Here is a 20,407-nt window from a genome sequence, read left to right as displayed (position 1 = left end):
GGGTTTAGCGGTTGTACGCCCAATCGGCAGAGCTTGCCAGCGCCCTCTCGAAAGCAGCCCGCCCGCTCCCCGCCAGCCAGGACTCAAAGGATTGCAGCTGCGGATTCAGCTGTCGCATCGCCTGCAGATCGGCATGCCCTGCCAGCCGTCCGTCATCCACCAGCGCCGTCAACTTTTGCAGGAAAGGGTTCGCGGCCAGTACCTCGTCGGGAAAACGGGAATAGCCCCGCCGCGCTGGAGAAGAGCGCCTGAAGCCGCAGGCCGGTGACGACATCGCTGGCGATCTCAAAGGTTTTGCCTGCAAACCGCTCCGGCCCGGCGAAGATCGCGGCGACGATTTTGCCGATGTCTTCCACCGCGATCACCTGCATGGATCCTTCCGGCGGCATGAAGAAATGAAAGTGTCCCTCATCCAGCCCGAACCCGGGCATCACCAGCAGCTCCATAAACGCGGCTGGCCGCACGATGGTCGCAACCAGGGGCAATGTCCGGATATGCCGTTCGATTTCCGCCTTGGTGTCGAAGTGCGCTACGCCCGTGGGTTTACTGCCCGCCGCGTTGCCTGAAGAATAGACCAGGTGCTGGACGCCGCACTCAACGGCAAGGCTGGCGATGGTTTTGCCATAGCTAACCTCATCGTCGTCGGTCACCGTCCCGCCGGGCGAACTGGGCTGGACGCTGAACACGCCGTATGCCCCTGCCATCGCCCTTCTCATCGCATCCCTGTCATCGAAGGTTCCGGTCACGATTTCCGCCCCGGCGTCCCGCAGGGCGAGTGATGCCGGAGAGGACGGATTGCGCACCATGACGCGCACAGACCAGCCGTTGTTAAGCAGCGCATTCGCCACCGAGCCGCCCTGCTGGCCCGTCGCACCAAAAACCAGAATCGTACTTTCATCTGTCCGGGAATGTTTCATCGCGCCCTCCGCGCATAATCTGCATGATTGCTTTTTCTCGGTGATGTTCACTATCCTGCTGGCACAACTAACATTCAAATTGATTAATATGATGAAGAAAATCATTGAAAATGATTTTAACCGGATAGATTTGAATCTTCTGACGGTGTTTCTGGTGTTATACCGGGAAGCCAGCGTCACCCGTACCGCAGAGGTGCTGCACCTTGGGCAACCGGCCATTAGCGGGGCGTTGAAAAGACTGCGGGAGATGTTTGATGACCCGCTGTTCGTTCGCGGTGCCCGGGGGATGCTGCCGACACCGCGCGCCGAAGCCCTGATGGTTCATATGCAGCCGCTGATGGAAAACCTGCATACCGTCATTTTTGGCGCTCAGGACTTCTCTCCCGCCACGGCAAAACGGACCTTTCGCCTGGGCATAAGCGACTGGAGCGAGCACTGGCTGATGCCGGATCTCCTGCCCGCCATCGCCCATCAGGCACCTGGCGTGGCGCTGCATAGTCTCCCCGCCGATCCCTTTCAGGTACGTCGATTACTGGAGGAGGATGCCATTGATATTGCCGTTTCGCTGAACAAGCAGAGCACGGGAGAGATCGTGAGCGAGCCCGTCATGACGATGGGCGTTTCCACGCTCTGGTCAGCAGAGCAGATCCCCTGTGAAGGGCCCTTGTCGGTAAACGACTTTATCGCTTATGAGCATGTTATGGTGTCGTATCGCGAATCAAGCCACAGTGAAATTGACCGGCAGCTTGCCAGCCAGGGGTTGCAGCGGCGCGTGCGTTACGTGACGGCCAATTTTTCCACCTTTCCTCTGCTGTTAACCACGATGCCCGTTTTCGCCACGGTTCCCGACGGACTGGCCCGACGCTGGCAGCAGCATTTTGCGTTACGTTCCAGCGCAACGCCCGTGAAGTACCCCACCTTTACGCTGTGCATTTTGCGCCACAAGCGCCGGGTGCAGGATCCCGCCCTGGAGTGGCTGATGGCGCAGTTAAAAGCGACTATGCTGCGCCTTTAGCAGGTTGAGAGAGCACCGTGCGACTCCAGTCATAAAAAGCGCGCACCGCAGGAGGAAGATACCGGTTTTGCGGATAGACCAGCGACAGGGGCAAATCATACGAGACAGTCTCCATGCAGGGCACAAGCGCACCGCTCCGGAGCCAGGACGTCACCAGATAGCTGGCCACGCGAATTAATCCGAGCCCTTGTATCCCGGCCTGAATATAGGCGTCGGTATCATCGACAACCAGCGTCTCTTTCATCCGGATCGCGCAATCGCCCTCCTCAAGGGTAAAAAACCAGTCGGTGGTGCGTCCGGTGCGATGGTTGAGATAGCCAACGGCGTAATGCCTTTCCAGATCATCAATATTTTCCGGCTTACCATGGGCGGCAAGGTATGCCGGAGAGGCCAGAACCACCCACTTAAAGTTCGCGAGAGGTCGCGCCACCAGCGTGGTTGAATCGTCGATTCTGCCGGTACGAATCACGCAGTCATATCCTTCCTGAATGATATCTTCGACGTTATCGCTGGAACACAGGATCAATTCCAGCTCAGGGTAGCGCTGCAGAAACTCCGCAAGCCTCGGGAGAATGCAGTGCCGGGCCAGCGACTGCGGCATCCCCACCTTGAAACGCCCTTTGGGCTGCGCCGCCCGGCCAGGAAAAGAGGATTCTATGGCGGCAATATCAGCCAGCACGCGTTTGCACTCCTCGTAGTACCGTCGGCCATCGGCGGTCACGCTGAGTGTGCGGGTGGTTCGCTGCAGAAGCTGGATCCCCAGCCAGGACTCCAGCTCCTTAATCACCCGGGAGACCGTTGAACGCGGCAATCCCATCGCTTCGGCTGTCCTGGCGAAGCTATGGGTATCCACCACGCCGACATAGACCTGCATTGCTTCCAGCTTATCCATATTGCCCTCCAGACCAACTGATTATGCCATTTTTACGAACAGTCTAACCCGCGAGCAGCCTCTTATCGAATAAACATCCCGGCCATACACTTGCCTTAATCGTAGCAAACAGGCTGCTGGTAACCGTGAGGAATAAAAATGGCAGAGCGCAATGTTAATAAAGGCGAAAAAGTATTGGTGCTGGGAGCGGGACAACTGGGCACCGCCGTACTGGATTTTCTCATCCCGGCAGTCACACGGCGAAACGGCAGCGTCTCGGTTATCGTCTCGCCCGGGTCACTGGATCAACAGGGTAATCTGCTCTCCGATGACCATCAGCGACTGGCTGATTCAGGCGCAACATTTATGGCCGTTGACGTTGCAGCCAGTACGATTGAATCGTTAAAACCCCACTTTGCTGGCTTTGATACGGTGATCAACTGCATGGGTTTTATCGCCGGTGCAGGGACACAGATAAAAATTACCCGCGCGGTGCTGGAGGCGGGCGTGAGACGCTACTTCCCCTGGCAGTTTGGCGTTAATTACGATGTGGTTGGCAAAGGAAGCGGCCAACCCGTCTGGGACGAACAGTATGATGTCAGAACCCTGTTGCGGGAACAGCGCGCGACGGAGTGGGTGATTGTGTCAACCGGTATGTTTACCAGCTTTCTCTTCGAACCGGCGTTTGATGTGGTGAATCTAGCCAACAAAACCCTCCATGCTCTCGGAGGATGGAACACCCAGGTCACCGTGACCTCACCCGCGGATATTGGCCGACTGACCACGGCGATCTATTTGCAGCAGCCACGAATAATCAACGAGGTGGTATTTGTCGCAGGGGAAACGACCTCGTATGGAAAACTGGCGGAGACGGTTGAACGCGTGACAAAACAGACCTTCGCGAAAAGCGTATTCACGCTGCCCGCCTTACAGGAAGAACTGCGTTTACAGCCGGATGATCCGATGCTGCGCTATCGCGTCGCCTTTGCCCGGGGAGAGGGAGTGTGGTGGCCGATGAGTGAAACCTGGAATGCGCGGCACAATCTGCCCACGCAGGATATTGCCTCCTGGCTCAAAACGGCCATTTAACGTTTGCCCCCGGCCTCAGGCGCTGGCTTTAGCCAGCCGCCTGTCACGCCCCGGCGGCACGCCATACATCCGGGCATATTCCCGGGTGAACTGCGACACGCTGGCATAGCCTACCCTGTAGGCCGCCTGAGCGATGGCGGTTCCTTCTGTCAGCATCAGCCGACGGGCGTGGATCAGGCGCAGCTGTTTCTGAAACTGTAACGGCGAGGTGGTGGTGATGGCCCGGAAATGTTGATGGAACACGGAAACGCTCATTCCCGCCACGCCGGCAAGCTCTTCAACGCTTATCGTGCGGGTAAAATCCTTACGCAAAACCGCGACCGCGCGGCTGATGCGTGCGGAATAGCTCTCTACTGCGCCAAGGGCACGGATAGCCGCCCCGTGTACGCTACGGAGCAGCCAGTAATGTAGCTCTCTGCGTAATCCCTCCCCCAGGACCGCCAGCGCGGGCGGGTCGTCAAACAGCCTTGCCAGCCGGTAAGCTGCATCCGCCACCCCGGCATTCATTGGTTCAATGCCGACGTAAGGTCCGTCACCCTGCCCTGCGGGTGCCAGCGCCTGAAGCTCACGCAGGATGGCAGTATCCAGCTCGAGCACCAGGGAATAGTAGGGATGGCGAAGGCTGGCCTGCGTTATCTGGCTGATCGTCGGCACATCCGCAGCAATCACCATCGCCTCGCCCGGGCCATAGTCAAAACGTTCAGTACCGGTCGTGACGCATTTGCGTCCCTGCAACAGCATCGCAATCAGCGGTCTGTTGATGGCAGCCTGCAGCTCGCCGGGATGCAAAGCCCGGATAAGGGTTAACCCCGGCACCGGCGTAACCGCCACCCCGCTACGGTCGGCGTGGATATCAGCATAACGGCGACAAAGCTCGAACAGTGCAGCAGGCATAGGATCCTTTCGGGCAAGTTTTTAAACGATAGTATGTGATAACTGGCGACAGAACACCTCCCTGAAAGAGAAATGGGCAAAACTTCACAAGGATCGGGCAAGGGCCACAGAGGGGCTTCTCCTACTGTAGTGATACCACTCAACAGACAGGAGCTGTCATGAATAAAATCGCACTTATCACCGGCGCCAACCGTGGCCTCGGCCGTCGTACCGCCCTCGCCATTGCACAACAGGGGGGTGATGTCATTGTCGCTTACAGAGGAAACACTGAGCAGGCTGAAGCGGTTGTCGCGGAGATCCGCGCGCTGGGACGCAAAGCGATTGCCCTCCAGCTTGATATGGCGCAGACGGCAAGTTTCCCGCGCTTTGCCGAAACATTGCGCACGCAGCTTGCTGAAGTCTGGGCGCGCGACACCTTCGATCATCTGATTAATAACGCCGGTCACGGTGAGTTTGCTACCCTGGCCGATACGACCGAAGCGCAGTTCGACGGGCTGTTCGACGTTCACGTCAAAGGGGTATTTTTCCTGGTGCAGGCGCTGTTGCCGCTGCTGGCCGACGGCGGGCGGATCGTTAACTTTTCGTCCGGTTTGACCCGGGTTTCCTACCCGGGGTTTTCGGCCTACGCCGCGGCAAAAGCGGCCGTTGAGATGCTGGGCGTGTATATGGCCCGCGAGCTGGGCGGACGCGGTATCACCGTCAATACCGTCGCGCCAGGGGCCATTGAGACCGATTTCGGCGGCGGCCTGGTGCGCGACAACGCCGATGTTAACGCACAGTTTGCCGCCATGACCGCGCTCGGGCGTGTCGGCGTTCCCGATGATATCGGCCCGATGGTCGCCAGCCTGCTGCGTGACGACAACCGGTGGGTGACCGCCCAGCGTATCGAGGTGTCGGGCGGACAGACCATCTGATCCCCACGCAATAAGAACCGGGTCTGGCCTCAGCGCGAAAGTAACGGCTGCAGGGCCAGACCCGCCAGGCGCACGGTCTCCTGCAGACGCACCAGACTATCCCCTGCCCGCGCTTTCGCCGACAGTCCCGCCATCAATGTGCTGATAAAGTCGGTCAGCCGAACGGCTTCGTGCGGATAGTATTGAGCAATATAGGCCCGGATAGTCTCTTCCGCAGCCGTGTGCAATTCGCTTGCCGCCTCGCGCGCAGGCCGATCGTTGCAATGGATCCCTTCCAGTACCAGGCACCCGGCTGCCGTCGGATCGCTCACATAGCGTTTTGCCGCTTCGTGCAGAACATCCATCAGGCACTGCGCCACCGGGCGGTCGTGACGCAAGAGTTCAGTAAAGGGGATCGCGCCAGTATGGCTATACCGCTCCAGCACCTGGGTGTAGAGCCCCAACTTACTGCCAAAGGCGGCATAGAAGCTGGGGGGATTAATGCCGAACGCCTTTGTCAGATCAGCCACACTCACCGCGTCATAACCCTGCGAGTGAAAGAGGTGTTGGGCGGTTTCAATGGCCTGCTCAGGATCGAACCGGCGAGGCCGTCCTGGGGTACGGCTCTTTTTTGTAGTGATCACTACATTACTCCTTGACGGCACGCATAGCCGACGCATATTGTAATGATCACTACAATATCATAAGGAACGTTTTATGGCTGCACTGCAAAAGAGATCGGTACTGGTTTTAGGCGGAAGTCGTGGCATTGGCGCGGCTATCGTCAGGCGCTTTGCCTCCGAGGGCGCATCGGTGGTGTTCAGCTATGCGGGATCGCCAGACGCCGCCGCGCAGCTGGCCGCTGAAACCGGAAGTGTGGCGGTACAGACCGACAGCGCCGACCGGGATGCGGTGATAAAACTGGTGCGTGACAGCGGGCCGCTGGATGTTCTGGTCGTCAACTCAGGCATTGCGCTCTTTGGCGATGCGCTGGAGCAGGATAGCGACGCCGTCGATCGCCTCTTTCAGATCAACATTCACGCGCCTTACCATGCCGCGGTTGAGGCGGCCCGGCAAATGCCGGACGGCGGACGCATTATTGTCATCGGTTCTGTGAATGGCGATCGTATGCCCATTCCGGGGATGGCCTCTTATGCGGTCAGTAAATCGGCACTGCAAGGGCTGGCGCGCGGCCTGGCGCGTGACTTTGGTCCACGCGGGATCACGGTTAACGTCGTGCAGCCCGGCCCCATCGATACCGATGCAAATCCGGAGAGTGGCCCGATGAAGGAGCTGATGCACAGCTTTATGGCAATTAAACGACACGGGCGTCCTGAGGAAGTGGCGGGCATGGTCGCCTGGCTGGCGAGCCCGGAAGCGTCATTCGTGACAGGCGCCATGCACACCATCGACGGTGCCTTTGGCGCATAATCTTTCAGAGGGAGGGGTCAGCGAGGCGCTTGACGAAGCGCTTCCTGACCTCTTTATAACCTTATTTTCATAAAAATTATGCGCCCTGACGCGTCTTTCACTGCTTGAAAGCTCAATCTGCGTACAGCCTTTATCCAGGGCGAGACGTTCAGCGGCGGCGAGAAGTTTCTGGCCTGTTCCCGCCTAATCCGCCGACTTCACGATATAGGTCACCACGCCAAAGATATCGAGCGACTCTTCGCTGCTTACGAGGATGGGCGAATAGGCGCTGTTCATCGGGTTAAGCTGCACCCGGGGTCGGAGCTGCAGGCGTTTTACCGTAAATTCCCCCTCCACCGCGGCGATCACAATATCCCCATGCTGCGCCGTTCTGGCGCTGTCGACAATCAGCAGATCGCCGTCGCCGATCCCGGCATCAATCATCGAATCCCCGGCCGCCTTCACAAAGTAGGTCGAGTTGGGATGCTGAATAAGTAATTTATTTAAATCGATACGCTGTTCAACATAGTCCTGGGCCGGGCTGGGAAAACCGCACTGTACCACATCGCTGAAAAGGGGGAGCGCAATCACCTCGCGCAGCGCTGAAAGTTGGTAAAACTCCATGATTCGTTCCTCGAATACTGTTTTTATATACAGTAGTCGTGGCGCGAAGCGCAATCAAGTCGCAGGCCGACAACGACGGTTTATTACTTAACCGCTTCGCTTACAAGTGATTGTTGCAATTAGAAATATTTGTTTTGTAAATGTTTTCTGGCCTGGAGGCCTTCAAACAGGCTGATGAAGGATACAGAGGGTGCGGGCACGCTCCCGCTCCTCTGCCATCAATTCGGTGATATCGCCAGGCCGCCCGCGCATTGCCCGGCGGCGCTTCGCTTGCACGGGCCTACAAAACCCGCTCTGCCACCTCCTGCAACGCATCCCGCTCCGCCCCCGCCAGCGTCTGCAACGGAAAAGGTAAACACGGCGTCGCAACTCTCCCACGCAACTCCGCCACCGTCGCAATCACCCGCAAGCTCCCGTATCGACGGAAGAATCCCCATAACGGCTCCAGCGCGCCGTTAAGCCGCCGGGTCTCCTCCACATCCCCCCGCAGCGCCGCCTGCGTCAACCGCAGGCAATAATCCGGGAAAAGTCCGGCCAGCACCGAGTACCAGACGTCGCACCCTGCCAGCAGACCGGCAGCCGACTGCGCATCACCGCTGATGCCAATCGTCACCCCCGCTGCCACCTGATTTTTCAGCTTCGCCACACGGGCTGAGGCGTCAGCCGGATCGGCTGGCAGATCGCCGAGCTTGATGGACCCCATATTGGGTAAAAACGACAGCGCCACCAGCAGTTCATCATTAAATTCAAAGCCGCTGGTCGCCGGATTGTCGTAGATACAGAGCGGAACGGAAATTTCACCGCAGACGCGCTCGTACAGGCGGAACACTTCCTCCGCCGTCAGTTTTTGGTAACAGAGCGGGGCCAGCAGCAGGCCGCTCACCCCGGCCTTTTGCGCATCCTCTGCCAGTCTCACGATCTCTTCCGCGTTGACGCTGCCGATACTGGTCATCACCGGCACGCCCGCTGCGGCACTCACCGCCAGCCTTGTGGCGGCAAAACGCTGCTCCCGGGTTAAGTAGGCGTAACTCCCCGTGGAGCCCAGCGCGCCGATGGAATTTACCTCTGCCGCTGCAAGCGCCTCAATCAACGCGCCAAAGGCTTTCTCATCGGGTTTCCCCTGCACCAGTGGGGTCAGGGGAAATGCACTCAGACCATTAAACATTTTGGATCCCTTTTAAAATTCAGCGGGCATATTTCCGCGAAGCAATAACACACAGAATGACACCCAGGGTGATAAACACCATCAACGGGCTCACCCTCTCATGTAACAGCGTGGCGGACAGCCCCAGCCCCAGAAACGGCTGCAACAGCTGTAGCTGCCCGACCGCCGCGATCCCGCCACGAGCCAGCCCTTTGTACCAGAAGATAAATCCAATCAGCATGCTGAACAGCGACACATAGCCGAGCGCGGCCCAGGCCGGAAAACCGATGCCGCTAAAGGATACAGGCATCATCAGAAGGGAGGCCACCACCATAAAAGGCAGCGCCAGGATCAGCGCCCAGCCGATCACCTGCCAGCCGCCTGTCTCACGGGTGAGCGCGGCCCCTTCGGCATAGCCCAGGCCGCAGACGATCACCGCCGCGAGCATCAGCAGATCGCCGGTCAGGAAGAGCGCCGCGCCCTGCGAAAGAGCAAATCCCACCACCAGCAGGCTGCCCAGCACCGAGAAGATCCAGAAGGCCCTGGCGGGGCGCTCCTTGCCGCGCAGCACGGCGAAAATGGCGGTCATCAGCGGCAACAGCCCGAGAAACACAATCGAGTGGGCGGTCGTGACATGCTGCAACGCCAGCGCGGTAAGCAGCGGAAAGCCGACCACCACGCCCAACGAGACTATCATCAGCGGCACAATTTGCGCGGCTGGCGGGCGCTTCTCCCGTAACCCCACGATCAAGATCAGGGCCAGCCCTCCGGCAAGCGAGGCCCGGGCAAAGGTCAGGAAGAAGGGATCAAAGTCCTGCACCGCAATCCGGGTGGCGGGCAAGGAACCGCTGAAAATTACCACCCCCAACAGGCCGTTGAGCCAGCCTGACAGCGCGTTTTTATCTACCGCAATATCCATTCCCGTTACCTTCCCGATCTTGAGCCTCTGTGGAGCGGATGGTAGTCTCGCCAATCTAATACAATCAAATTATTGTCATGGATACATTTGATGAAAGCCCGTTACAAAGGGATCGTGGATCGCTACGCGCAACTGATCCGCTCCGCCACGCTGACAGCAGGCACCCGCCTGCCCACACACCGGACGCTCGCCGCCCGGGAGCGTATCTCTCTCGCCACCGCCACACGGGTCTATGCCGAGCTGGAGAAAATGGGGCTGGTCAGCGGTGAAACCGGACGCGGCACCTTCGTCAGGGAGATCCTGTTACCGTCAGGTCAGGGAATCGATCAACATGCGATCGCCACCGATGTACTGGATCTGAATTTCAACTATCCCGCCCTGCCGGGCCAGGGAGAGCTGCTGCGGGAGGCGCTCAGACAGATTGCTGCCGCGGGAGAAATCGAATCGCACCTGCGCTATCAACCCCATGCAGGCAGGCAGACGGAGCGGGAGATTGTGGCCGCACACCTTGCCGGGCCGTACTTTCAGCCGTCGGCAGACAACGTGCTCATTGTGAACGGGGCCCAGCATGGCCTGACCATCACTGTTATGGGGCTGCTTCGGCCCGGTGACGTGGTGGCGGTGGATGCCCTCACCTATCCCGGCTTTAAGGTGCTGGCAGCACTGTATCACCTTGAGCTTATCGCTATTCCTGCAACGGAAACCGGGCCCGATCTGGCCGCGTTACGCCAGATCTGTCAGAGACGCCACGTGCGCGCCATTTACACCATGCCTACGCTGCATAACCCGCTGGGCTGGGTGCTGAACCGCGACCAGCGTCAGGCGCTGGCAAAGATTGCCCGGCAGCATGATCTGCTGATTATCGAAGACACCGCCTACGGCTGGCTGATCCGCCGTCCGCCACCGCCTGTTGCCAGCTTCGCGCCGGAGCGAACGGTCTGTGTCACCGGTTTTTCAAAAAACGTGGCGACCGGCCTGCGGGTCGGTGCGGTGGTCTGCCCGCCCGATCTGCGCCCGGCACTGGAGAGGGCTATCCGGGCCACTACCTGGAACACGCCATCGGTGATGAGCACGATGGTCTGCCACTGGATCCAGGACGGCACCGTAGCCCGCTTTGAAACCCTGAAAAGGCGCGACGCCCGGCTGCGGCAGCGAGTGCTGAAAGCGGCCCTGGGGGATCTATCCTGTATTACCCATCCCGACTCTTACTTTGCGTGGCTGCCGCTGGCAGAGGAAGCCCGGGCCGATCGGGTGGTGAAGGCGCTGATGGACCTCAATATCTCCGTCTCCACCGCGGAACCCTTTTCGATCTCCGGTACAGTGCCGCAGGCGATCCGGGTTGCCCTCGGATCGGTGCCGGTTGAGTCGTTACGCCACGCGTTGCTGCAGGTCAGAGCAGCGATTGAGCTTGAACAAAGCCGTTAAGACTTATCTCAAATTTCCTCAGAGAGGGAATTATTTTATGAATCTGTAAACACCTTTTATCACCTGAAAACTATTCGTCAGATATATAAGGGAGGCTAACTTATTTATTAGCGAGGATATATTTCCTGGAGCCGGTAAAAATTAAAATTTGTTAGCCTTGAACAAGCAAAAAACGCATCGGGAGGCTTATTGACGTTTGTTCCGTTCTGTCTACATTTATTTGTGCACGCATTTGAGGAAGTTAGTTTTCCTTAAAGTATTCTCAACGAAAAACTGGAGACAAGTTATGGCTAATCATCGAGGCGGTTCCGGCAATTTCGCAGAAGACCGGGAGCGTGCATCCCAGGCGGGCCGTAAAGGCGGACAGAGTAGCGGCGGTAACTTCAAGAACGACCCGCAGCGGGCATCCGAAGCGGGGAAAAAAGGCGGACAAAATAGTCGTGGTGGCGGACGCAAACCCGCAGCGTAATCCGCTGCGATATATTTTCCGCTAACCGCGATATGTCAGACAATATATTCATGGACGTACCGAGCGGCAATTTTGCCACACTATGCAAACGCAGCCCGATAAATTATACGGAGGTTAGAGTATGCATTTAAGACGCAGAGTTCGTAACGCACGCAATAATCATCGCACCCGTGATGATGTCGGCTGGATAATTCCGGAGGATGCGGAGTGTACCCGCTCACCGGATAGCGGCGGTCCGGCGCTCAATATCATCAGGGGCCGTGACGCTGACAGTGAAGTGAGGCTCAGTCAGCGTCAGTCGTACCTGGTCAACGCCATGGCGCACCGAGATCTGAAGTAATCAGCTGTTAAGTGATGCAACATTTGTTGTGCTTTGTTATTTGCCCGGCCTTCCCCGCCGGGTTTTTTTATGCCGTACGTAGCGACGCAGCGGCAGTCCGGCGGTCTCTTTCGCCCGTAATACTGTCAGGAAGGTGATCAAGGCGGCCGCCATGACAAACAGCGCGGGTGAGAGCGGATTGCCGCTCTTTATAACCAGCCAGGTCGAAAACCACGGCGTGATGCCGCCAAAGAACGCCACCGCCAGGTTATAGGCGATGGCGATACTGCCAAAACGAATGCGGGTAGGAAACAGCTCCGCGATAGCCGCGCAGCTGGCCCCGTCAAAGGCGGCAATGCAGATCCCCAGCAGCAGCATCGCCAGTAGCGCGTAGACGATATCGCCCTGCGCCATCAATCCCATGGCAGGCCAGCTCAGGAGGATAAACCCCACGCAGCCCGCCAGCATCAGCGGCCTGCGGCCAAACCTGTCCGACAGATATCCCATAAAGGGCACCATCACCGCGACAGCCAGGAGCGCGAACGTGGTAATAATGTACGCCTGCGTCGTCTGAAAGCGCAGCTCCGTCGTCAGGTAGGCGGGAATAAAAGCCTGTAACATCCAGTGTCCCACCGCCTTGATCACCACAAAACCGATGCAGAAGCCCAGCGCGCGTCGCTCGGTGGTGACCGCCGTGTACAGCGGGGCGGCCTCCGTATGATTGCTTCTCTTTAAGGCCAGAAACTCGGGGGAGTCTTCAAGATGGGTGCGCAGGTAGAGGCCAATCCAGCCCAGCGGCCCGGCGAGCAAAAACGGAATGCGCCAGCCCCACTCATTCATCGCCGCCTCTCCCAGCACCGTGGTGAGCAGCAACACCAGGCCAGAGGCGGCAACAAAGGCCAGAAAGCCGAAGTTATCGATCCAGCAGGTAAAGTAGCCCCGGCGGTGGGCGGGGGCATATTCGGCCAGAAAGGTGGTGGCCCCTGCGCTTTCGCCCCCGGCGGCAAATCCCTGAATCAGCCGCACCAGCACCAGCAGCACCGTGGCGAGAAGCCCCACCTGCGAATAAGTGGGCAGCAGTCCGATCAGAAAGGTGGCGCCCGAGGTCAAAATGATCACGGTCGTCAGTACTTTGCGGCGCCCGAGGCGATCCCCGAGGGAGCCAAACCACAGCCCGCCCAGCGGACGCATCACAAATCCGGCGCCAAACACCGCGAACGACGACAGTAGCGCCAACGCCGGATCTTCAGCCTGGAAAAAGTGCAGGCCAATAAACGCGGCCAGCGTGCCGTAAAGCCCGAAATCAAACCATTCGACAAAATGGCCGATGCCGGTAGCAAACAGCACTTTACGCAGCTTACGGGACACAGGCGCCCCTTAGCGTTTTTTCGGCATCATGCGCAGGAGGGTGTTGTCTTTCCAGTAGTAGTGATGAAGCAGCGCGGCAAAGGCGTGAATGCCGACGATAAAGTACCCCAGCTTCGCCAGGGTGACGTGCCAGACTTTCAGCGTGTCCACGAGGTCAAAATTGGACCCGGCGGCGTGCGGCATCCCCAGCCCGAACGCAAACCAGGTATTACCCCGGTTATACATCATCACCAGCCCAATCAGCGGCAGGGCAATAAACAGCAGATAGATGGCGAGGTGCCCCAGATGGGATAAGCCGGTATACATCGGTTTTGGCTTAGGCACGATTGGCGGTGCGGGATACTTAAGACGCACCAGCAGACGCGCGACCATCAGCACCAGAACAGAGATCCCGCAGGAGACGTGGACCATATTGATCAGCGGGCGGTCGCTGCGCGGGAAAAAGCCGCGAAACTCCATGGCACAATAGGCCACGATCACCAGCAGAAAAACCAGCCAGTGGATCGTGATTTGCAGGCCGGTGTATTTATTGCGCATAGTCTTTCCTGAACAGAAGGCTAAAAAACGTAAAATAACCCAGCTTCAGCTAAAAATTCATTAATTATTGTCCCCTATTTTTCAAAAACTTCCGTGCAGATGAGCCATCTTCAATTGCCTCGCTGGGCTTCATGGTCTAATCCTGGATGAGTTCATCGTCCCGTACATCACACAGGAGAAGATCATGAGTAAGATTGGCATTAACGGTTTTGGTCGTATTGGCCGACTGGTTCTCCGTCGGTTGCTGGAAACGCAGGACAGTAATAGCGTGGTGGCGATTAATGATTTGACGTCGCCGAAAGTGCTGGCCTACCTGTTAAAACATGACTCTAATTATGGCCCCTTCCCCTGGAGCGTCGACTTTACGGAAGACTCGCTGATCGTCGACGGGAAGTCCATTTCGGTGTATGCCGAAAAAGAGGCGAAACACATTCCGTGGAAAGCCGCTGGGGTGGATCTGGTGGTGGAGTGCACCGGGTTCTACACCTCGCAGGAGAAATCCCAGGCCCATCTGGACGCGGGTGCCAAAAAAGTGCTCATCTCCGCCCCGGCCGGTGAGATGAAAACCATCGTCTTTAACGTTAACGACGACACGATCGAGGCCAGCGACACCATTATCTCTGTCGCCTCCTGCACCACCAACTGCCTGGCCCCGCTGGCAAAAGTACTGCAGGATTCCTTTGGCATCAAGGCAGGCACCATGACCACCATCCATGCCTATACCGGCACCCAGGCGCTGGTGGATGGGCCGCGCGGCAAGGATCTGCGCGCCTCCCGCGCCGCAGCAGAAAACATCATCCCGCACACCACCGGCGCGGCCAAGGCGATTGGGCTAGTGATCCCCGCCCTGAGCGGCAAGCTGAAGGGCCATGCCCAGCGCGTGCCGGTCAAAACCGGCTCCGTGACCGAGCTGGTCTCGATTCTGGAGAAAAAAGTGAGCGTGGATGAGATCCATCAGGCGCTGAAAAAGGCCACCGAGGGCAACGAATCCTTCGGCTATACCGACGAGGAGATTGTCTCGTCCGATGTGATCGGCACCCACTTTGGGTCGATATTCGATGCCACCCAGACGGAAGTCACCGAGGCGGGCGATGTCCAGCTGGTGAAAACCGTCGCCTGGTACGACAACGAATACGGGTTTGTTACCCAGCTGGTGCGTACCTTAGATAAGTTCGCTGCCCTGTAAACACGCTGCGGACAGCCCGGCTGTCCGCAACCTGTGAAACTGTTCAGGTTTTCATTCCGTTAACCCTGCTATAACAAACGCTTTCCAGAGAGGGAGCGTTAACATGGAAGCACTCAGCCGCGAGACACTCGAACAGAATATGGCCCACGCCGTCAGCCGTTCGGTCACCTTTACCATTTGGCCCGATAATGAAGCCCCGGGCGCACGTACCAGCGATGCCGTCTTTACCCCGGAACCCCACCATACCGGTACCTCCCACTTTGATCGCGCCGTCACCGGCATCCGCGCCCCGGAGATAACCGTCTATGCCCCGAGCAAACCTAACGGGGTGGGCATTCTGGTGACGCCGGGCGGGTCATACCGCCGCGTGGTGCTGGATAAAGAGGGCAGCGCGCTGGCCTCCTTCTTTAATGCGCGCGGCTATACCCTGTTTGTGATGACCTACCGCATGCCGGGGGATGGTCATGAAGAGGGTGCTGACGCGCCGCTGGCCGACGTTCAGCGGGCGATGCGGGTGATTCGCGCCGGTGCCGGGGAGTGGAAGCTGGATCCGGCGCGGATTGGGGTGCTGGGCTTCTCGGCGGGCGGTCACGTGGCGGCGAGCCTCGGTACACGCCATGACGAAACGGTATACGTCCCGCTGGACGCCGTCGACGAGTACCCTGCCCGTCCGGCCTTTATGGCGCTGGTGTATCCGGTGATCACCATGCGTGCCGAGCACCATCATTCGGGCTCGCGCCATGAGTTGATGGGCGACAACCCTGGCGAGGATTTGATCCATCGCTACTCGCTGGAAGAGCGCGTCACCCGCGACGCCCCGCCGACCTTCCTGCTGCATGCCGCCGACGACCCGGCGGTGAAGGTTGAGAACAGCATGGCGATGTTTACCGCCCTGCGCCGTGTTGGGGTGCCGGTTGAGATGCATCTGTTCGAGCGCGGGAAGCATGGATTTGGCATCCGCGATGCCCAGGGGCTGCCGGTGTCCGTCTGGCCGGAACTGATGATGAACTGGATTGCGACGAAGGTGTAAGCCTGGGGTGCCGGGTGGCGGCTTCGCCTTACCCGGCCTACGTGTATGATGCTGTTTGCCGGTTTTGTAGGCCGGGTAAGCGCAGCGCCACCCGGCGTGTTTATCACGACTGCAAATAGACCACCTGGGTTTGCAGGTATTCATGCAGGCCGTGTTTACCATCCGCTCCGCCGATCCCGGACTTACGCCAGCCCGCGTGGAAGCCCTGCATCGCTTCAAAGTTCTCGCGGTTAATGTAGGTTTCACCGAACTTCAGCCCTTTAATGGCCTTCATCGCCACGTTCAGATCCCGGGTATAAATCGAGGATGTCAGGCCATAGTCGCTGTCGTTGGCCATCTTCAGCGCCTCTTCTAAGGTGTCAAACACCACCACCGGCAGCACCGGCCCGAAGGTCTCTTCGTGCATGATGCTCATATCCTGACGCACGTCCAGCAGCAGCGTCGGCGGATAGAAGTAGCCCTTGCCTTCCACCGCTTTGCCGCCCAGCACCACTTTCGCCCCCTGCTCTACCGCCAGCGCCACCTTCTGCTCAACACGCTCCAGCGCCGCGGCGTTGATGAGCGGCCCCATGGCGATGTCGTTACGCTCGGCCGGGTTGCCAAACTGCACCGCTTTCATCGCCTCGCCCAGACGGTTTGCAAAGCGGTCGTAGATGCCCTTCTGTACATAGACGCGTTCGGCGCAGTTACAGACCTGCCCGGTGTTGATCACTCGGGAGTCGACAATAGCCTTCACCGCCAGCTCAAGATCCGCATCGTCCATCACGATAGCCGGGGCTTTACCGCCCAGCTCCAGGCACACTTTGGTGATGTTCTTCGCGGCGGCGGCCATGATCTTCTCACCTGCGGCCACGCTGCCGGTCATGCTGACCATCGCCACTTTCGGGTTGCCCGCCAGCTCCTGGCCCACGGTTTCCCCGCGTCCCAGCACCAGGTTAAAGACCCCTTTCGGCAGGCCGATCTCGTCGACGATTTTGGCGAAGGCGATGGCGTTATTTGGGGTGAACTCGCTCGGCTTAATCACGATGGTGTTGCCGGTCACCAGCGCAGGTGCCAGCTTGCGGGCAATCAGGAAGAACGGGAAGTTCCACGGCAGGATACCAGTGGTGACGCCCAGGGCGCGTTTGAACAGCAGAATGTTTTCGCCCGGACGATCGCTCTGGATAATTTCACCCTCGTAGCGGCGGGCCCACTCCGCCATGTAGTCGAGATAGTCGGCGGTGAAGGAGACCTCAACCTCCGCGAGCTGCTGGATCTTACCGCCTTCGGCCACAATCAGGGCGCTGATCTCGCTGGCGCGCTCGCGAATGCCTGCCGCGATTTTACGTAACCAGCCTGCGCGCTGGATGGCAGGCAGTGCCTCCCAGGCCTCCTGGGCGCGTTCGGCGGCGTCAATCGCCTTGCGGGCATCTTCGGCGCTGCCGTCGGGAATACGGGAAATGACCTCTTCGGTAGCTGGATTGATGACATCAATCCAGGCATCACCCTGCCAGGCTACAAACTGTCCATCGATATACATAGGATGTTGTACGGGTACTGTCATGACTCGCTCCTGTAATTACACTGTTTTTAACAAGTAAAATTATTGTTAAAAACTACAGTTCCCGATCCGCAATCCCAGCCTATCGCGCTGTTTTTGTGAGATATCTCATAAAAGAAACGGGTCAGCAGGCGTAAATCATTTCATCCCGACAACATCAGGTTGCCCGTTTGCGATGAGTTTCACGCAAACGGGCAAGGTTACAGCAGGGAGCGGCTCGCCAGCGCCTCGGTGAGAACGGCGTCATGACGCAGGATCTGCCAGGCCGCCTCCACCTCGGCCGGAATATCCACATGCACGATAAAATCGCGGCCAAGCGGACCGTAGCCATTGATGTCATCCCGCAGGCGCGGCAGCTCGCCCAGCACCAGCGACAGATAGCGCTCGACAGGCCACAGCCCCTCGCCGCCGCCGCGGAATACCAGGCCCTCATCACTGTTTTGCAGCTGCGGCACAATGCCGGGATGGCTGGTCCACGACGGGGCATCTGGCTTATCGCGCCAGACGCGGGCAAAGGTCGCCATGGTCCGCCGCTGCATGGTCGGGTCCTGCACCACAATCCCGCGCGTCACCCTTAGCTGATGATGGAGGATCGTCGCGGCGCTGAAGCGGGCATTTTCACCGCAGTTGGTGGATTGATCTTCCACCAGCAGACGCGCCGGCGGAATATGCCAGAACTCCCGGGCGATCTCCGCCAGAATGGTGGCCTCGGCTTTGCCGGTGGTGCGCACCTTGTTATAACGCGGATGCTGCGCGATGGCGGCGTATAAGAAGGTGGTGGAATGGCCTATCCCGCCGCTGATCAGCAGCGGCACGGCAAGCTCCGACGCCAGACGGCAGGCCGCGTCAATGGAGGGGATCACCGCATTACCGGCCAACACCACCAGATCCGGCTGTAGCGCGGGCGGATTGTAAGGCAGATTGTCTTCAGCGAGCCAGGCCCCGACGGTATTGACCGCGACCAGCGTTTTATCCGGCAGAGACGGGAAGATTGTGAGACTCATCGTTACCTCCTTCCAGCAAGTAAGTTAAGGGTAACGCGCGGGCCGTCGGTTAACAGAGGATCCCTCTGAAAGCGAAATCGGCAGTTACCTTATAAGAATAGTCATTAAACTGAAATAACCAGAAACGTCCAAAAATCAGGCGGTTGCACCTGCATTATATGCTGTAACTTAGGCCATTAAAAAAATTAAGCGCCAGAAATATCGCCATTAAAAGCAGTGATTGCTGCTTATTTCAGCGTGATCTGACCAGTTTTCACCTCGCCCTGCTTGCCAAAAGTAACAGCTCTCCCTAAGTTGCTTAACAATTCGACAACCTTTTACTTTCTGGGTTGCACCCGAAGCGCGCCGGGTGTCACCCGCTTCATCATCCACTGGGCGGGATCACGGTATGACACAACAACACGAAAGCAGTACCGCAGTTTTACGCAAAAATAAAAAGGTGCTGGTCGCCAGCCTCACCGGCAGCGCCATTGAATGGTTTGACTATTTTCTCTACGGCACAGCCGCAGCGCTGGTGTTCAACAAGATCTTCTTCCCGATGGTCGACCCGGTCATCGGCCTGATTTTGTCCTATCTCTCGTTCTCGTTAACTTTCTTTATCCGCCCCATCGGTGGCGTGATATTCGCCCACATCGGGGATCGTATCGGGCGCAAAAAAACGCTGGTGTTAACTCTGTCGTTGATGGGGGGTGCAACCGTGATGATTGGGCTGTTACCTACCTATGAGCAGATTGGCCTCTGGGCCCCGGTCCTGCTGATCCTGATGCGCATTATTCAGGGAATGGGAATTGGCGGCGAATGGGGCGGCGCCCTGCTGCTGGCCTATGAGTACGCGCCGGAGAAGCGCAAAGGCTTCTTCGGCAGTATTCCGCAGGCGGGGGTGACCATAGGCATGCTGATGGCGACCTTTATCGTCTCGCTGATGACGCTGTTTAGCGAAGAGGATTTCCTCTCCTGGGGCTGGCGTATTCCGTTCCTGCTGAGTTCGGTGCTGGTGCTGCTCGGCCTGTGGATCCGTCAGGATATCGACGAAACGCCGGAGTTTAAAAAGGTGAAATCCTCCGGCAAGGTGGCCAAAGCCCCGCTGCGCGATACGCTGAAATACCACTGGCGCGAAGTGCTGATCGCCGCCGGGCTAAAAGTGGTTGAGACCGCGCCCTTCTACATCTTCTCCACCTTTGTGGTCAGCTACGCCACCACCACGCTCAGCTATCAAAAATCGCAGGCGCTGGAGGCCGTGACCCTCGGGGCGCTGGTCGCCACCATCATGATCCCGCTGATGGGGCTGCTGTCGGATAAGGTTGGTCGCCAGCGAATGTATGCCGTCAGCGTCTTTGTCCTCGGCCTGTTTATCGTGCCGTGGTTTATGCTGCTCAACACCGGCACCACGTGGGGCATCGTGCTGGCTACCGTCATCGCTTTCGGCGTGCTGTGGGCGCCGGTCACCGCAGTACTCGGCACCCTCTGTTCAGAAATTTTCACCGCCAACGTGCGCTACACCGGCATCACCCTCGGCTATCAGCTGGGCGCAGCCCTGGCGGGCGGCACCGCGCCGCTGATTGCCACCGGCCTGCTGGCGAAATATAACGGCGACTGGGTGCCGGTGGCCTGGTATCTGGCGGTCACAGTGACCATCTCCCTGATTGCGATCTTCTGTGCCAGCCGGGTTAAACGCGCCCCGGTCATCAACGCACAAACCCACGAACTCTGATCCCCAGGCGGCCAGCACTTGCTGGCCGCTGTCATACTTACC

Annotated in this window: 20 protein-coding genes and 2 pseudogenes; 10 read left to right on the top strand and 12 right to left on the bottom strand. The window is 58.5% G+C overall.

Features of this window, described 5'->3' with window-relative positions; all coding sequences use genetic code 11:
* Positions 1-4: 4 nt before the first annotated feature.
* A pseudogene (locus C3406_RS09160) lies at positions 5-917 on the bottom strand (NmrA/HSCARG family protein).
* Positions 918-1,008: 91 nt separating this feature from the next.
* Here C3406_RS09160 and C3406_RS09155 point away from each other — a divergent pair.
* Positions 1,009-1,932, top strand: a complete 924-nt coding sequence (locus C3406_RS09155; RefSeq protein WP_103822495.1) for a LysR family transcriptional regulator — start codon at positions 1,009-1,011, stop codon at positions 1,930-1,932.
* Here the strand turns inward: C3406_RS09155 and C3406_RS09150 are convergent.
* On the bottom strand, positions 1,916-2,824 hold the full coding sequence (locus tag C3406_RS09150) for a LysR family transcriptional regulator (RefSeq protein ID WP_103822122.1): 909 nt from the start codon (positions 2,822-2,824) through the stop codon (positions 1,916-1,918). The genes C3406_RS09155 and C3406_RS09150 overlap by 17 nt on opposite strands.
* A gap of 138 nt (positions 2,825-2,962) precedes the next feature.
* Here C3406_RS09150 and C3406_RS09145 point away from each other — a divergent pair, with 138 nt between their 5' ends.
* Positions 2,963-3,892 (top strand): aromatic alcohol reductase, encoded by a 930-nt coding sequence (locus tag C3406_RS09145; RefSeq protein ID WP_103822123.1) that lies wholly within the window; start codon positions 2,963-2,965, stop codon positions 3,890-3,892.
* A gap of 15 nt (positions 3,893-3,907) precedes the next feature.
* On the opposite strand, the gene C3406_RS09140 is transcribed toward C3406_RS09145, so the two are convergent.
* Positions 3,908-4,786, bottom strand: a complete 879-nt coding sequence (locus C3406_RS09140; protein WP_103822124.1) for an AraC family transcriptional regulator — start codon at positions 4,784-4,786, stop codon at positions 3,908-3,910.
* A 158-nt stretch (positions 4,787-4,944) separates the two neighbouring features.
* Between C3406_RS09140 and C3406_RS09135 the strand changes: the two genes are divergently transcribed.
* Entirely contained in the window at positions 4,945-5,700 is a 756-nt protein-coding gene (locus C3406_RS09135) for an SDR family NAD(P)-dependent oxidoreductase (RefSeq protein WP_103822125.1), read from the top strand.
* A 29-nt stretch (positions 5,701-5,729) separates the two neighbouring features.
* Here C3406_RS09135 and C3406_RS09130 read toward each other — a convergent pair whose 3' ends face one another.
* A complete protein-coding gene (locus tag C3406_RS09130) occupies positions 5,730-6,320 on the bottom strand; it encodes a TetR/AcrR family transcriptional regulator (protein ID WP_103822496.1) in 591 nt (196 codons plus the stop codon).
* A gap of 76 nt (positions 6,321-6,396) precedes the next feature.
* On the opposite strand from C3406_RS09130, the gene bdcA reads away from it, so the two are divergent.
* Positions 6,397-7,110 carry an SDR family oxidoreductase gene (bdcA, locus tag C3406_RS09125; RefSeq protein ID WP_103822126.1) on the top strand — a complete coding sequence of 238 codons (714 nt, stop codon included), beginning with the start codon at positions 6,397-6,399 and terminating at the stop codon, positions 7,108-7,110.
* 4 nt (positions 7,111-7,114) lie between these two features.
* On the opposite strand, the pseudogene C3406_RS26820 reads toward bdcA, so the two are convergent.
* From C3406_RS26820 to C3406_RS09110, 4 genes and pseudogenes are all read right to left on the bottom strand, one after another.
* Positions 7,115-7,293, bottom strand: a pseudogene (locus C3406_RS26820) (GNAT family N-acetyltransferase); the annotation flags it as partial.
* Positions 7,294-7,713 carry a translesion error-prone DNA polymerase V autoproteolytic subunit gene (locus C3406_RS09120; RefSeq protein WP_103179769.1) on the bottom strand — a complete coding sequence of 140 codons (420 nt, stop codon included), beginning with the start codon at positions 7,711-7,713 and terminating at the stop codon, positions 7,294-7,296.
* Between the two features lie 280 nt (positions 7,714-7,993).
* Positions 7,994-8,878 (bottom strand): dihydrodipicolinate synthase family protein, encoded by an 885-nt coding sequence (locus C3406_RS09115; protein ID WP_103822127.1) that lies wholly within the window; start codon positions 8,876-8,878, stop codon positions 7,994-7,996.
* A 19-nt stretch (positions 8,879-8,897) separates the two neighbouring features.
* The gene (locus C3406_RS09110) at positions 8,898-9,776 is read right to left on the bottom strand and encodes a DMT family transporter (RefSeq protein ID WP_103822128.1); all 879 of its coding nucleotides are present in this window, start codon (positions 9,774-9,776) and stop codon (positions 8,898-8,900) included.
* Between the two features lie 90 nt (positions 9,777-9,866).
* Here C3406_RS09110 and C3406_RS09105 point away from each other — a divergent pair, with 90 nt between their 5' ends.
* The 3 genes from C3406_RS09105 (at position 9,867) to C3406_RS09095 (ending at position 12,010) form a co-directional block, all read left to right on the top strand.
* Positions 9,867-11,201, top strand: a complete 1,335-nt coding sequence (locus C3406_RS09105) for an aminotransferase-like domain-containing protein (protein ID WP_103822129.1) — start codon at positions 9,867-9,869, stop codon at positions 11,199-11,201.
* Positions 11,202-11,487: 286 nt separating this feature from the next.
* On the top strand, positions 11,488-11,670 hold the full coding sequence (locus C3406_RS09100) for a con-10 family general stress protein (RefSeq protein WP_103179772.1): 183 nt from the start codon (positions 11,488-11,490) through the stop codon (positions 11,668-11,670).
* Positions 11,671-11,791: 121 nt separating this feature from the next.
* Positions 11,792-12,010, top strand: coding sequence for a hypothetical protein (locus tag C3406_RS09095; protein ID WP_103822130.1), 219 nt, complete (start codon positions 11,792-11,794; stop codon positions 12,008-12,010).
* 36 nt (positions 12,011-12,046) lie between these two features.
* Here the strand turns inward: C3406_RS09095 and C3406_RS09090 are convergent, their stop codons facing one another.
* Together C3406_RS09090 and cybB are read right to left on the bottom strand one after the other, a co-directional pair.
* Positions 12,047-13,357, bottom strand: coding sequence for an MFS transporter (locus tag C3406_RS09090; RefSeq protein WP_233210548.1), 1,311 nt, complete (start codon positions 13,355-13,357; stop codon positions 12,047-12,049).
* 9 nt (positions 13,358-13,366) lie between these two features.
* The gene (gene cybB, locus C3406_RS09085; protein ID WP_103822131.1) at positions 13,367-13,894 is read right to left on the bottom strand and encodes a cytochrome b561; all 528 of its coding nucleotides are present in this window, start codon (positions 13,892-13,894) and stop codon (positions 13,367-13,369) included.
* A gap of 184 nt (positions 13,895-14,078) precedes the next feature.
* Between cybB and gap the strand changes: the two genes are divergently transcribed.
* Positions 14,079-15,080: a type I glyceraldehyde-3-phosphate dehydrogenase gene (gap, locus tag C3406_RS09080; protein WP_103822132.1), complete on the top strand. Its 1,002-nt coding sequence runs from the start codon at positions 14,079-14,081 to the stop codon at positions 15,078-15,080.
* A gap of 103 nt (positions 15,081-15,183) precedes the next feature.
* Positions 15,184-16,110, top strand: coding sequence for an alpha/beta hydrolase (locus C3406_RS09075; RefSeq protein ID WP_103822133.1), 927 nt, complete (start codon positions 15,184-15,186; stop codon positions 16,108-16,110).
* Positions 16,111-16,213: 103 nt separating this feature from the next.
* Here the strand turns inward: C3406_RS09075 and aldA are convergent, their stop codons facing one another.
* The gene (aldA, locus tag C3406_RS09070; RefSeq protein WP_103822134.1) at positions 16,214-17,653 is read right to left on the bottom strand and encodes an aldehyde dehydrogenase; all 1,440 of its coding nucleotides are present in this window, start codon (positions 17,651-17,653) and stop codon (positions 16,214-16,216) included.
* Between the two features lie 197 nt (positions 17,654-17,850).
* Entirely contained in the window at positions 17,851-18,654 is an 804-nt protein-coding gene (locus tag C3406_RS09065; RefSeq protein WP_103822135.1) for a YdcF family protein, read from the bottom strand.
* A gap of 388 nt (positions 18,655-19,042) precedes the next feature.
* Here C3406_RS09065 and C3406_RS09060 point away from each other — a divergent pair, with 388 nt between their 5' ends.
* Positions 19,043-20,365 carry an MFS transporter gene (locus tag C3406_RS09060; RefSeq protein WP_103822136.1) on the top strand — a complete coding sequence of 441 codons (1,323 nt, stop codon included), beginning with the start codon at positions 19,043-19,045 and terminating at the stop codon, positions 20,363-20,365.
* Positions 20,366-20,407: the final 42 nt, after the last annotated feature.

This window comes from Leclercia sp. LSNIH8, assembly GCF_002920195.1.
In the GTDB taxonomy this organism is placed as follows: domain Bacteria; phylum Pseudomonadota; class Gammaproteobacteria; order Enterobacterales; family Enterobacteriaceae; genus Enterobacter.
Note: the sequence above shows the minus strand (reverse complement) of the source record. Positions and strands in the feature narration are given on the sequence as shown.